At 53.5% G+C, this 13,835-nt stretch carries 10 protein-coding genes and 1 pseudogene; 8 read left to right on the top strand and 3 right to left on the bottom strand.

Annotated elements, in window-relative coordinates; all coding sequences use genetic code 11:
- Nucleotides 1-15 precede the first annotated feature (15 nt).
- Nucleotides 16-201 carry a hypothetical protein gene (locus AC2FLE_RS09500; RefSeq protein ID WP_142637697.1) on the bottom strand — a complete coding sequence of 62 codons (186 nt, stop codon included), beginning with the start codon at nucleotides 199-201 and terminating at the stop codon, nucleotides 16-18.
- A gap of 1,079 nt (nucleotides 202-1,280) precedes the next feature.
- Between AC2FLE_RS09500 and AC2FLE_RS09495 the strand changes: the two genes are divergently transcribed.
- Nucleotides 1,281-2,120 (top strand): DMT family transporter, encoded by an 840-nt coding sequence (locus AC2FLE_RS09495; protein WP_496696673.1) that lies wholly within the window; start codon nucleotides 1,281-1,283, stop codon nucleotides 2,118-2,120.
- A gap of 49 nt (nucleotides 2,121-2,169) precedes the next feature.
- Here AC2FLE_RS09495 and AC2FLE_RS09490 read toward each other — a convergent pair.
- A pseudogene (locus AC2FLE_RS09490) lies at nucleotides 2,170-2,432 on the bottom strand (transposase); the annotation flags it as partial.
- A 471-nt stretch (nucleotides 2,433-2,903) separates the two neighbouring features.
- On the opposite strand from AC2FLE_RS09490, the gene AC2FLE_RS09485 reads away from it, so the two are divergent.
- The 3 genes from AC2FLE_RS09485 (at nucleotide 2,904) to AC2FLE_RS09475 (ending at nucleotide 7,189) form a co-directional block, all read left to right on the top strand.
- A complete protein-coding gene (locus AC2FLE_RS09485; RefSeq protein WP_281973206.1) occupies nucleotides 2,904-3,923 on the top strand; it encodes a putative 2-aminoethylphosphonate ABC transporter substrate-binding protein in 1,020 nt (339 codons plus the stop codon).
- 132 nt (nucleotides 3,924-4,055) lie between these two features.
- Complete coding sequence (locus AC2FLE_RS09480) at nucleotides 4,056-5,171, top strand: putative 2-aminoethylphosphonate ABC transporter ATP-binding protein (RefSeq protein WP_281973207.1); 1,116 nt, start codon at nucleotides 4,056-4,058, stop codon at nucleotides 5,169-5,171.
- A complete protein-coding gene (locus tag AC2FLE_RS09475) occupies nucleotides 5,168-7,189 on the top strand; it encodes a putative 2-aminoethylphosphonate ABC transporter permease subunit (protein ID WP_142637689.1) in 2,022 nt (673 codons plus the stop codon). The genes AC2FLE_RS09480 and AC2FLE_RS09475 overlap by 4 nt, the downstream gene beginning before the upstream one ends.
- Before the next feature lie 32 nt (nucleotides 7,190-7,221).
- Here AC2FLE_RS09475 and AC2FLE_RS09470 read toward each other — a convergent pair whose 3' ends face one another.
- On the bottom strand, nucleotides 7,222-8,112 hold the full coding sequence (locus AC2FLE_RS09470; protein ID WP_496696670.1) for a LysR substrate-binding domain-containing protein: 891 nt from the start codon (nucleotides 8,110-8,112) through the stop codon (nucleotides 7,222-7,224).
- 119 nt (nucleotides 8,113-8,231) lie between these two features.
- Here AC2FLE_RS09470 and AC2FLE_RS09465 point away from each other — a divergent pair, with 119 nt between their 5' ends.
- From AC2FLE_RS09465 to pbfA, 4 genes are all read left to right on the top strand, one after another.
- The gene (locus tag AC2FLE_RS09465) at nucleotides 8,232-9,419 is read left to right on the top strand and encodes a 2-aminoethylphosphonate--pyruvate transaminase (RefSeq protein WP_281995490.1); all 1,188 of its coding nucleotides are present in this window, start codon (nucleotides 8,232-8,234) and stop codon (nucleotides 9,417-9,419) included.
- A 19-nt stretch (nucleotides 9,420-9,438) separates the two neighbouring features.
- Nucleotides 9,439-10,683 carry a phosphonoacetate hydrolase gene (gene phnA / locus AC2FLE_RS09460; protein WP_496696668.1) on the top strand — a complete coding sequence of 415 codons (1,245 nt, stop codon included), beginning with the start codon at nucleotides 9,439-9,441 and terminating at the stop codon, nucleotides 10,681-10,683.
- A gap of 3 nt (nucleotides 10,684-10,686) precedes the next feature.
- Complete coding sequence (gene phnY, locus AC2FLE_RS09455; protein WP_496696667.1) at nucleotides 10,687-12,150, top strand: phosphonoacetaldehyde dehydrogenase; 1,464 nt, start codon at nucleotides 10,687-10,689, stop codon at nucleotides 12,148-12,150.
- Nucleotides 12,151-12,257: 107 nt separating this feature from the next.
- Nucleotides 12,258-13,610 carry a (R)-1-hydroxy-2-aminoethylphosphonate ammonia-lyase gene (gene pbfA / locus AC2FLE_RS09450; RefSeq protein ID WP_496696665.1) on the top strand — a complete coding sequence of 451 codons (1,353 nt, stop codon included), beginning with the start codon at nucleotides 12,258-12,260 and terminating at the stop codon, nucleotides 13,608-13,610.
- The last annotated feature ends 225 nt before the right edge of the window (nucleotides 13,611-13,835 follow it).

Below are 13,835 nucleotides of genomic sequence, written 5' to 3'. Positions count from 1 at the left end.
TCCTCCCAGAAATCCTTAGCTGCCGTTCTTTTTGTTTCGGTCAGCCTCTTTTTGAAGAATGGCGACGACAAACAATATCGACGCGGCAAACAGAACCAGCATTTCGCCCACGTCCCCAAGGAATGCGCTTGCTGCAAAGGCCCCCAGAGCGACGTTGGCGAAGTAGATGACAAAGACGATCAGCGAGGCGGTAAGGAACATAAAACAGGATCCGAAAAGGTTGCAGTTCTGAGCGACACTGTAAGCGCTTACATTTGATTCGTGCAAGCGCTTACATTCGAGGCGCATTTTTTGGCGCTCTCGGCGATTGCGGACAGGAAGACCCCAAGCAGCGACCAAAGTATTACTATTGTGCTCGGATACATTCCAAAAATTCATCATGTTAGCCAAGTCGCCGTACAACAAGAACGGTAGGCCGGGTTCCACACCGCTGCATCAGCCGATGCGCGGGATATCAAAAGCCCCGACCGTGAACTTATGGAGAAAATCAATAAATGAGATGACCAATCTGCAGGCGGTAACGAGTATCTCGCCCCCTGCATCCCGTTATGACAATTTGATCGGAGGCGGCTTTTGCAAGCCAAAGGCAGGCCGGTATTTTGACAATCTAAGCCTGATTCCCGTCCAGCCTATTGGCCAGATCACACGGTCTGATGCTTCAGACGTTGAGGCCGCGCTGGACCCAGCGCATTCGGCTGCCGATGCCTGAGGTTCGACCAGCGTGACCGAGCGCGCGAATGTTCTCATGCGGATAGAGCAATAGCTGGAAGACAATCTGGAGCTGCTGGCTATTGCGTGGTTCTGAATCCGGCCAAGCAACGCCAGCGACAATCATGGTGTTCTGTGAACTGATCGCGGATATCCTGCCTGCTGGCGTGTTGAATGTTGTTAACGGATTTGGCCTTGAGGCGGGTATAGGGCCCTGCGGCGTTCATTTCGCATATAATACGTTTTCTTCAATTCTGATTGAATTCTCTCAAGACACGGAAGCCTGACGGTTTTGACCGCCAATCAATGCCTAACCTCGTTACGAACCATGACGAACTCAAAGCCAAACTATATGGCAGAGCGGTTGGAGAAGGCTCATGCCATCGCCGAATTCACTGACCTGTATATGACAGAAATTGCATTGGCCTGTGGATTTGTTTCCTGTACGACGCTTTCGCAGCGATACAAGCAAAGATTTAGTAGAACGCCAGTCGATCAGCGCATGAACCAGAGCGCATAGAGGTGCAAAATCATATGTGTCTACAAGGCGATTTCGCTGATTGCGACGAGCAATGACAGTACATGCGATCCTCATCGTACTGTTTGCGGCTTTCCTTCATGCGCTGTGGAATGCGGTCGTAAAGGGCGCGCCTGACAAGGCCATTATGTTGGGATTAATCTCGATCGGGCATGCCATACCTGCGCTTGCCGTGCTTCCTTTTACGGGCTTTCCAGTATTGGCTGCAATTCCATACATTATTGGTTCCACCTTGATTCATTGGGGATACTATTGGTTTCTCAACACCGCCTACCGTTACGGCGATTTATCGGTGGTGTACCCCATCTCGCGCGGGATAACGCCCATATTAGTGGCGTTGGGAGCGGTCTTTCTTGCCGGTGAATTCCTTCCTCCGGGCGCGTGGATCGGTATTGTCTGCATTTCAGCCGGCATTGGTTGCCTGTCTTTTGGCGGACTTGGAAAGGGCACGAACTGGGTAGGCATCGCGGCGGCATTCGGAACTGGTTTGATGATTGCTTCCTACTCTTTGGTTGACGGTATTGGTGTGAGACTGTCAGGGAATACACTTGGATACATCACGGTATTGTTCGTGGCTGAGATCTTCGTGGCGGGGTTCATCTTCTCGACCCGATGGGAGCGCCTCATCGCACTTCCAAAGAGATATGTCTGGTCAGGTTTAGCAGGAGGAATCATTTCCGGCTTAGCCTATGGTCTGGTGCTCTATGTTAAGAGTTTCGCACCGTTGGGTGTCGTATCGGCGCTCCGAGAAAGTTCGGTCATCTTCGCTTCAGTAATAGGTGTGATGTGGTTTGGAGAGGGTCCAAAATCCAACAGGCTCCTGGCGGCGATAATCGTGGCAGTTGGAATTGTGGTCCTGGCCCTAACAAGATGACGTACAAGTTGGACTAAGACGAAGGAAGTTGCGCGATAACGAGTCCAAGGCGCAGGTCTTTAGCTTCGGATAAGGTCGCCGCACGTGTCTTATAGCCCGCGAGGCGCTTCTTACCTGCTTCAGGGAGTTCTTTTTGGACCAGCTATAGTACAGACTCTGAGCGATGCCTGCCCGGCAGCACAGCTCCGCAATGCTGCCTTCGCCCTTGAGCTTGTCCAGAACGATCCTGATCTTCTCCTCTGCTGAATAGCGCTTGCGGGTAGCACGACGGATATCCTTGACGATCTTTTCGCCGTGGCTCTTACGTGTTATGGATTTCTATCTCACCTCCACTCCTTGACGGGTACGATGTGCCAGAAAATCTCTCTTATCAAATCGACCTGTACTGTCCCGCAAGTGCTGACGTCAGACACTTGCGAAGGTATTTGCGAGCACTATGACCGTCATGTTCGATTGGCGGCTGTCCAGTCGACAGGTAGCAGTATGTAGCCTCGGATTTCGTAGCCCACCGCCAGTTCGATAGGCCAATGCCAAAGCGCACTGATTTAAACGGAACTCTTGGGTGACTGGCGCAGGGAGAGTTCCTATCTCATATCAATGGGGTATGACACTCAATTCCGAACGCTAGGCCGGATTGCCTTACATAGGTTTTGCTTATGATGTGGAAGGTATAATCGATTTTTCTTGATCTATTTATCTGTCACACTGCCGGGGCATGGAACTGCAAATAAGCGCTGCTCAAGAATGGCGTTCCCGAGAATAATCAACCGACAGAGGATCACGATGAAACATAAGACCAAATTTCTTGCAGCCCTGGCCGTAAGCTCCTTGACTGCTACAGTTGCGTTATCTGAAACCGAATTGACAGTTTACACAGCCGTCGAAGCTGAAGACCTGGCGCGCTACGCTGAGACGTTCAATGCGAGCAATCCGGACATCAAAATCAACTGGGTGCGGGATTCGACCGGGATCATCACCGCCAAACTGTTGGCCGAGAGGGACAACCCTCAGGCAGACGTCGTGTGGGGTCTCGCAGCCACTTCGCTGTTGTTGCTCAAGTCGGAAGGTATGCTGGAGCCTTACGCGCCTGCGGGTGTTGGCGACCTAGACGCGAAATTTGTCGATGGCGACAATCCTCCGGCGTGGGTTGGCATGGACGCTTGGGTTGCCGCAGTTTGCTACAACACCGTCGAGGCCGAGAAAGCGGGATTGACGCCGCCGACATCGTGGAAGGATCTTACAGACCCCATGTATAAGGATCAGGTGATAATGCCAAATCCGAACTCGTCGGGCACCGGTTTCCTTGATGTGTCAAGCTGGCTGCAGATGTTCGGCGAAGAAGGCGGCTGGGAGTACATGGACGGATTGCACGAGAACATCGCGCGATATACCCACTCTGGTTCAAAGCCGTGCAAACTGGCTGCTGCAGGTGAGATCCCGATTGGCATCTCTTTTGCTTTCCGTGGTGCTAAGTCGAAAGCTGATGGTGCGCCGCTTGAGATCATTGTCCCGTCAGAAGGTGTCGGCTGGGACATGGAAGCGACCGCTATTGTTGCCGGTACTGCAAATCTCGAAGCCGCGCAGAAACTGGTTGATTTCACCGTCACCAAGGAAGCCAACGAGATGTACAACACAGGGTACGCCGTTGTCGCCTATCCTGGCGTCGCAAAACCGGTCGAGCACTTCCCTGAAGGTCTTCTGGATGCGATGATCGACAACGACTTTGAATTTGCCGCCAACAACCGCGCGGCGATACTGAAAGAATGGCAGTCTCGCTATGACGGGAAGTCTGAAGCGAAGTAAACCAACCTGCAGAAGAGGTGTAAGCACCTCTTCTGCACACCACTCTATTTTTCCAAACAACGCGACCAGCGCGCCCGGCTTCAACCGGCCCAGATCGGCCGTTCCCGAGGTGCAGATATGAGGACCGCTCCCGTGCTTCAGAAAACCCCACCCGGTGAACTGTATCTAAGCATCCAGAATTTGTGGAAAGCGTTCGGCAGCTTTCTTGCACTCAAGGACATATCCCTGGAAATCAACGAAGGCGAATTTGTCTGCTTTCTGGGGCCTTCGGGTTGCGGCAAAACAACCTTGCTCCGGGCGATTGCGGGTCTCGATCTGCAAACCAAGGGCACTGTCATGCAAGACGGCAAGGATGTGTCAAATCTGCCGCCGTCAGAGCGTGATTTCGGGATTGTGTTTCAGTCTTACGCCTTGTTCCCGAACCTGACGATCGAAAAGAACATTGCTTTCGGCTTGGAAAACACTGGTCGCAGCAAATCGGATATTGCCGTTCGTGTCAGCGAACTGCTTCATTTGGTTGGGTTGCCTGAACAAGGCAAAAAGTATCCTGCGCAATTGTCCGGTGGCCAGCAGCAGCGGATTGCGTTGGCCCGCGCCATTGCGACCAACCCCGGTCTCTTGTTGCTGGATGAGCCGCTTTCGGCATTGGACGCAAAGGTGCGCGTCCATCTACGTCACGAAATCAAAGAGCTGCAGCGCAAACTGGGTGTGACTACTGTGATGGTTACGCATGATCAGGAAGAAGCGCTGGCGATGGCGGACCGGATCGTGGTCATGAATCATGGGGTTATCGAGCAGGTGGGGTCACCTACAGAAATTTACCGAGAACCCGCAAACTTGTTCGTGGCAGACTTCATCGGGGAAATGAACCAGATCCAGTCTCAGGTCACCAAGGGTGGTCGACTGAGCGTCGGCGAAAAGACCTTTGCGTGCCTCAGCCACACGTTCAACGACGGAATGCCAGCGATTGCGGCGATCCGACCGGAGGATATCATCCCGCATGAGGCTGGTTATCTCGATACCGGCGGCAACAGGAATTGCATCGACGTCACTCTCGATGAAATGGAATTCCTCGGTTCATTCTGGCGATGCCGCTTGAGCAACGAGCGATTTGGATCTTCGGAACTGATCGCAGATTTTTCGATCAATGCCGTGCGCCGCCTAGAACTGGAAGAGGGTAGGACCATGGTGATTGAACTGCCCGAAAACCGGCTAATGGCCTTTGATGTTCCGGAGACGGCAGCATGAGCGAGATTTCAACCAACCCGGGGACTCTTCCAGCCGGGCCTGACATCAAACCCAAGCTCAGCAGGGATGACATCCTGATGCGCGGCAGCATGATCGTGATCGCACTCTATCTGGTCGCGACGTTGGTCCTGCCGCTTTACACGATGCTTTCCAAGTCATTCTCGACCTATCGGATGGAGTTGTCACAATACGAGTTTCAGGTCAGTGATGAAGCGGGGCAATTTGACGGAACCATCCTGTCAGCCGACACACTGAACGAACAAATCGGGGCTTTTTCAGGCACCGAACTGTCTACCGGCTCAGACGGGCGGCTATCGGTAACCGAGCTTTTTCCCGATTTCAGCTTTCGCAGTCCGGTCATGTACCAAATCCGTAACACGAGCGACACCGGGCGGTTTCTTGTCGGTTCTACGCTGCAAGACAATACGGATTGGGTCACGCTCGATTCCAATCAGTTCCGGCGGGTTCAGCTGAGGCCAGTTCAATCGCGAGGCTTGGAAAATTTCGTCAACTACTTCTCAACCCCGGCACTGTTCAATTCTATCAAGAACTCCCTTTGGATTTCTGTAATTAGCACCATTGTCACAGTAACTTTGGCGTTCTGGTTCGCTTATGCGCTGAACCGGAGTTGCATGCGGTTCAAGGGTGTGTTTCGTCTGATTGCGATGGCTCCGATCCTGGTGCCTTCGCTGTTGCCCGGGATCGCGCTGGTCTATCTGTTCGGCAATCAGGGCATGATAAAAGAGTTGCTGTTCGGCGCCAGTATCTATGGTCCGATTGGCATCGTGATAGGCTCGGTGTTCTTCACCTTCCCGCACGCCTTCCTGATCATTTCAACGGCGCTGGCGATCTCTGATGCACGACTATACGAAGCTGCAGTCAGCCTGCGTTCGACGCCCTGGCGTACTTTTTGGACGGTCACCGTTCCTGGCGCGCGATATGGTCTGATCTCGGCCGCTTTCGTTGTATTTAATCTGGTCATAACTGATTTTGGTCTGCCAAAAGTGATTGGAGGTCAGTTCAACGTTCTGGCGGTTGATATCTACAAGCAGGTGATCGGCCAGCAGAACTTTGAAATGGGTGCCGTAGTCTCGGTCGTTCTGGTGATCCCCGCAATCCTGGCGTTCGCGATCGACCGCATGGTGCAATCAAAGCAGGTTGCCTTATTGTCGGCCCGGTCGGTCCCGTACCAGCCAACCCCAAATCGAAAGGCAGATCGGTTCTTTCTAGTCTATTGCTGTCTGATCGGTTTGTTCATCGTTGGGCTGCTGGCTGTGTGCCAATTCGCGGCGCTCATCAAGTTTTGGCCCTACGACCTGAGCCTGAGCCTGAAGAACTACGATTTCAACAAGATGGATGGTGGCGGTTGGGGCTCCTACATTAACTCGATCAAGCTAGCGCTTTTGACGGCGGTGATCGGTACTTCAGTCGTCTTCTTTGGTGCCTATCTGGTTGAAAAGTCGAACGGGTTCAGAACAGGTCGATCGATCTTTCAGATGTTCGCGATGCTGCCAATGGCGATCCCGGGCATGGTACTGGGCCTGTCATACATCTTCTTCTTCAATAGCCCGTCTAATCCGCTGAACGGTATCTACGGAACAATGGCAATTTTGGTGATCTGTACGGTGACACACTTCTATACTGTGTCGCACCTGACGGCAGTGACAGCGCTCAAGCAGATGGACAGAGAATTCGAGTCGGTATCAGCCTCGCTCAAGCAACCGACGATGAAGTTGTTTGCCCGTGTCACGGTCCCTGTTTGCCTGCCAGCCGTGCTGGACATATCAATCTATCTGTTCGTAAACGCAATGACGACGGTATCTGCGGTTGTGTTCCTATACTCGCCCAAAACCACGTTGGCATCTATTGCAGTGCTAAACATGGACGATGCGGGCGATATTGCGCCGGCTGCCGCAATGGGGATGATGATCTTCTACACAAACGCCGCAGCGCGGATCATCCACCTGATTGCTTCCAAAGGCGTCCTCGGTCGCACGCAAGCCTGGCGAACCCGCTAACAAGAAAACCCATTTAGGCATCTCCCCACCGATCACTGATTGGTGGGGTTTTGTTTTTCTTCTAGAACAGAATAGGCGAATTTCATGAAGGCGCGAATGGTCTTCACCTCACGCCGTTGGGAGAGATAGATCATACTTTCTCCCATTTGCAGGTCGACGTCTTGCAACTTGATTTGTCTGAGACGGTCGTCGTGACCGTATTCTGCCTGGGACACGAACCCGATACCTGCACCTGATGCCACCAACTCTCTGACGGCCTCTCTTCCTTCGGCCACAATTGCCGGTTTCAGGGATACCCCCCGTTTACTGGCTTCATCTTCGAGCTTTTGACGTGTTTTTGATCCCTGTTCCCTGAAGATGAGAGGCAACTCCGCCAGCTCTGCGAGGGACAATGTAGGTTTTGAGGCGAGAAGCAAACTGCGGGCCGTGAATGCCACGATCTCGGTCGAACCGAGGCTAAGAACGCTCATGTCCTTGCCGGGAGACACGCTGCCAACAACACCAATTTCTGCGTTGTAAGATCTGAGTTCCTCCAAAATGTCCTCGGTGTTGCCAGCGCGAACGGTAATCGTAATGTTTGAATATTTTTCTCGGAACGGCCCCAGAAAGTCGGTCAAGTGGTGCGCGGAATCGGCAAGGATCCGCAGCTCGCCGTCGATCGCAGCCCTCGTTTCAGACAGATAGTCCTCGATCTGATCCTCGATCTCAAAATACTGCTTGGTGTACCGGTAAAGCTGCGTCCCCTCCGGGGTTAGGTTCACTCTTTTTCGCTCACGCTTGAACAACAACAAATCATGATCCTGCTCAAGTTTGCGAACCTGCTCTGAAATTGCTGGCTGCGTCAAAAAAAGCGCCTCTGCAGCACGCGAAAACCCACCATATTTGGCCACGAAATGAAAGGCTTTGAGCTGGCTATGTCGCATTTCAAACTCCTGAAGGTTCGAGCATAGGCTGAGCTTATAATTAGATTGATATTTGCAATTTCACATATAGCTGCGGTTGCTGCAACTGTGTCTTTGAAACGTTGATCTGGAGCTTGGTTATGACGTCTTCTTTTCCTCAAATTGAACAACCGCGTCTCGGCGAGCCCTATCTACTAACTCCTGGCCCCTTGACCACGTCATACGCCGTGAAAGAAGCCATGTTGAGGGATTGGGGAAGCTGGGATGATGACTTTCGGGGTATGACCCAGGAGTTGCGCTCCAGTCTTTTGGCATTGCTTGGCGAGGGCGCCGATGAGTTTGACTGCGTACCGATGCAGGGGAGCGGATCGTTTTCAGTAGAGGCAATGCTGGCTTCGTTCATTCCGCGCGATGGCAAGGCATTGGTGCTGGCCAATGGCGCTTACGGTCAACGCTCGGCGCAAACGCTCGAGTATCTGGAACGCGATCATGTTGTCTTGGACAAGGGCGACTATCTGCCGCCGCGTGGTTCAGAAGTTGCCGAGATTCTGGCGAATGATTCCGCGATCACCCATGTCGTTGCTATCCACTGCGAAACAAGCTCGGGCATTCTGAATCCGGTAGAGGAAATATCGGAGGCGGTTTACGCCGCTGGTCGCAAGCTTCTTGTCGACTCAATGTCAGCCTTTGGTGCGATCGAGTTGAAGCCTACGGAAGTCCGCTATGAGGCAATGGTTTCGTCCGCCAACAAGTGTATTGAGGGTGTTCCGGGGTTTGGGTTCATAATCGCGCGCAAGAACGAGCTTGAGGATGCCAAGGGTAACAGTCATTCGCTGTCTCTGGACGTTCACGCGCAGTGGGCGCATATGAACAAAACCGGTCAATGGCGATTTACGCCGCCCACCCATGTGGTTGCCGCTTTCATCGAAGCCCTCAGGGCACATGCGGCTGAGGGCGGCGTTTCCGGTCGCGGAGCCCGATACACCAGCAACAGGGATGTTGTGGTCGCCGGCATGCGTGAGCTGGGTTTCGAAACTCTGCTCGACAATCGCTGGCTGAGCCCAATCATCGTAACATTCTTCTGCCCGGCCGATGAAAACTTTGTCTTTGATCAGTTCTACAATCTGATGAAAGAAAAAGGGTTCATCATTTACCCGGGCAAGTTGACCGTCGTCGACAGCTTCCGCGTTGGGTGCATCGGTCAGATGGACGACAAGGTTATGCGGAAAGTTGTAATTGCCGCCAAGGAAACTTTGGAAAAAATGGGTGTGTCGAGTGCCACACCTCCTCTCCAAGCTTTAGAAGAACGCGCCAAACTGGCCGCTTAAGGATCAAGGAACAAACCAAATGACCATCCACACCCCTGTTGAAGCCAACGAGCGTGTCTACCCGATGCCCAAAGTGCCCGCCATTGCCATCTGCCTTGACGGTTGTGAGCCAGAATACCTGGACAAAGCTATTGCTGACGGTCTGATGCCGACTCTCAAGCGGATGCGCGAAACCGGCACTGACCGGCTGGCCCATTCGGTGATCCCGTCGTTTACCAACCCTAACAACCTCAGCATTGCGACAGGCCGTCCACCTATCGTGCACGGCATCTGTGGAAACTATCTGATTGATCCGGACAGTGGTGAAGAAGTGATGATGAACGATGTGCGCTTTTTGCGTGCACCGACCGTGTTCAAGCAGTTCTATGACGCTGGCGCCAAGGTGGCCATAGTCACCGCGAAGGACAAGCTGCGCGCGTTGTTGGGGGCGGGTCTGAAGTTCGACGACGACCGGGCCAAATGTTTCTCTGCGGAAAAGTCCGACACGTCGACCCAGGCTGAGCATGGTCAGGAGAAAGCAAGCGCATGGTTGGGCATGGCCCAACCCGAGGTCTATTCGGCAGAGTTGTCCGAGTTTGTTTTTGCTGCGGGTGTCAAGTTGCTGAAAGAGTGGAAACCAGATGTGATGTATCTGACCACCACCGACTACGTGCAGCACAAATACGCACCCGATCAGGCCGAGGCCAAGGCATTCTATGAGATGTTTGACAAATATCTGACCGAACTGGACGCCATGGGCGCTGCCATCGTGGTCACCGCCGACCACGGCATGAAGCCCAAGCACCACGCCGATGGATCGCCCAGCGTAGTATATGTGCAGGATCTGGTGGATGAATGGCTGGGCAAGGACGCGGCCCGTGTCATCCTGCCGATCACGGACCCCTATGTGGTGCACCACGGCGCACTCGGGTCGTTTGCCACCTGCTATCTGCCCGAAGACGCGGATCTCAGCGACATCATCGGCAAACTGAAAGCCACAGCCGGCATCACCCACGTGTTGACCAAGGAAGAAGCGATCAAGCGTTTTGAACTGCCCGGTGACCGCATTGGTGATATTGTGATGGTCTCGGGTGAGAACATCTGTATCGGTACCTCTGAAGACCGCCACGATCTGGCCGCTCTCAACGAGCCGCTGCGCAGCCACGGTGGACTGACCGAGCAGGAAGTTCCTTTCATCGTAAACCGGGTTATCGACTTGGGGACTGCGCCCGAGTTGCGCAATTTTGATGCGTTTTTCTATGCAACCACAGCGGCGGCGCAGTAATCCATGAAAGATCAAACCATGTCGAAAATCGAAATCCGCAATGAAGGAATGCGCATCGGGGGCGAGATCGTCTTTACCGACGAAACGGTGCCGGTTCTGTACCCATACACAAACGAGATTGTCGGGCATGTACCCGCCGGCAAGGCAGAACATGCGCGCAAAGCGTTCGAAATCGCGGCGAATTACACTCCAAAGCTCACACGGTATGAGCGCAGCCAGATCCTGCAGCGTGCGGGCGAGTTGATTGGTGAACGTCGTGAATACCTTGCCAAATGGCTGACGTTGGAACTGGGTATCTGTCACCAGCATGCAATTTATGAGACCAAGCGTGCGCAAGATGTCTATCAGTTCGCCGCCGCTGAAGCGATGAAGGATGATGGCGAGATCTTTTCATGCGACCTGACCCATAATGGCAAAGATCGAAAAATATTCACCATGCGCGAGCCGGTGAATGCGATTTCGGCAATCACACCATTCAATCATCCACTTAACATGGTCAGCCACAAGATCGCGCCATCAATCGCGACCAACAACTGCATGGTGTGTAAGCCGACGGAACTGACGCCACTGACGGCGCTGACATTAGCTGACATCCTCTACGACGCGGGTCTACCACCCGAGATGTTCCAAGTGGTTACCGGCTGGCCAGGTGACATTGGCGATGAGATGATCACCAATGACAACATCGACATCATCACATTCACCGGCGGCGTGCCGGTGGGTAAGATGATCGCCGAAAAAGGCGTTTACAAGCGGCAAGCTCTGGAACTGGGGGGCAATGACCCTCTGATCGTTTTGAACGATCTTCCTGACGCGGACCTTGAGAAGGCCGCGACCATTGCTGTGGCAGGCGCCACCGGCAATTCGGGTCAGCGCTGCACTGCGATCAAACGTATTCTGGTGCAAGAAAGCGTGGCCGACAAGTTTGTGCCATTGGTTCTGGAAAAGGCGAAGAAGATCAAGTTCGGCGACCCACAAGACCCCGAGACCGAACTGGGCTGTGTCATCCATGACAAGGCAGCTGAACTATTCGAAAAACGCGTTTACATGGCCGAGGCCGACGGCGCAGAAATCCTCTATCATCCGGGCCGTCAGGGCGCACTACTGCCGCCCATCGTGGTCGATAAGGTCCCCCATGACAGCGAGCTGGTGATGGAAGAAACCTTTGGCCCGATTGTGCCCATCGTTCGGGTTCCGGACAATGACGACGAGGTGATGCGTATTTCGAACGGTACCGAATTCGGCCTCAGCTCAGGCGTCTGTACGAACGACTTGAACCGTGCGATTGCCTTTATCAACGGTCTGAACGTGGGCACCTGCAACATTTGGGAACAACCCGGATACCGTATCGAGATGTCCCCCTTCGGAGGCATCAAGGACAGCGGTAATGGGGTTAAAGAAGGTGTCATCGAGGCAATGAAGTTTTTTACTAACGTAAAAACTTACTCGCTGCCCTGGCCACGCTAGTTTTTGTGCCCCGACCCGACCCGGGTCGGGGCACCACAAGTTCCTCCCTGGTACTGGCGGACTTTGCGAGGTCCGCATTTTTTCACAAGCGGCGTTGAGGAAAAAGCATGTCACAAATCGTCCACACGGAAGGCGAATCCAATACTTCCAGCGCGCGAAAAGCATGGATGAAGGAATCTATAGGGCCTAAATCTTCACCCTTGCTGAAACGCGACGCTAACGCGTTTCTCCACCAGTCACTGTCCTCGCCATGCGTTAGCACCATTGCCAAAGCTGAGGGGATTTGGGTCGAAGACCTGGACGGCCGCCGTTACATGGATTTCCATGGCAATTCAGTGCATCATATCGGTTACGGACATCCCCGTTTGATCACCGCGATCAAGGCGCAACTGGATGACCTGTCTTTCGCACCCCGTCGCTTCACCAATGATCCCGCGGTTGAATTGGCCGAAAAGCTCGCCGAAATCGCGCCAGACGACCTTGGGAAAATGCTGTTTACGACCGGCGGCTCTGATGCAAACGAGGTCGCTCTCAAGATAGCGCGCGCTGCCACCGGTCGGTTCAAAACAATTAGCTTCTGGGATGCCTTCCACGGTGCCGGTTTTGGCGCCGCAAGCGTCGGCGGCGAGGCGACATTTCGCAGCCATATAGCCGGCCCGCTTCTCCCGGGTGCAGAGCACGTGGCACCTTTTGCCTGTTACCGATGCCCGTACAATCACGCCGGCCCAGATACCTGTGGGTTGGCTTGTGCAAAAATGGTCGAGTTCGTTCTAGAACGCGAGGGAGACGTAGCTGCGGTCATCGCTGAGCCTATGCGCGCGGTGCCTTATGTGCCGCCACCGGGCTTCTGGAAAGCTGTGCGGGAGGCATGTAATCGTCACGGGGCTCTCTTGATCATGGACGAGATTCCCACGGGGCTTGGAAAGACCGGCAAGATGTTTGCCTTTGAGCATGACGAGATTATCCCTGACATCGTCACCTTGGGTAAGGCACTTGGCGGAGGCATCCTGCCGATTGCAGCTTGTATCGCGCGATCCAAACTGGACGTCTGCGGAGACTTTGCCATTGGACATTATACACACGAAAAAAACCCGGTGACTGCACGCGCCGCGCTTACCACAATACAAATCATCGAAGATGAGGGGTTGGTTGACCGGGCGGCTGAGTTGGGCGAGCACGCTATGGATCGTCTGATGGGCGAGCTTCAGAATATCCCGATCGTCGGTGACATTCGCGGCCGTGGTCTGATGTTTGGTGTCGAAATTGTCGATGACCGTGCCGACAAGACACCTGGAAATGCACGAGCCGAGCGGATCTATTATGCTTGTTTGGAAGCTGGCCTAAGCTACAAAATCAGTCAGGGATGTGTGCTTACATTGTCACCGCCGCTAACGATCACGCGCAAGGATCTCGACTGTGCAATCGACATTGTTGTCAACGCGATTAAGGACGAATGTTGATCTTTGTGGCCATACCTTTAGAGCAAAACACGCCGTTGCTCTGTCTGCTTCCAGGAAAACAGTGGTCAATGGACGTGGAGATCAATTCTCAGTTATGGCGCCAAGGGCCATTACCTACCGCCAAGAAAGTGAATGCGTTTTCCCGGTGGAACAGGCGCGTCCGATTTATTTCAGCAAACTCGGGCGCTGAGCGTTTTATCGAAATTACTCGGCCGCAAAATCACC

The sequence above is a fragment of the Ruegeria sp. CDSA077 genome (assembly GCF_059612265.1).
The sequence above is the reverse complement of the archived record's forward strand: the minus strand, read 5'-3'. Positions and strand labels throughout refer to the sequence as shown.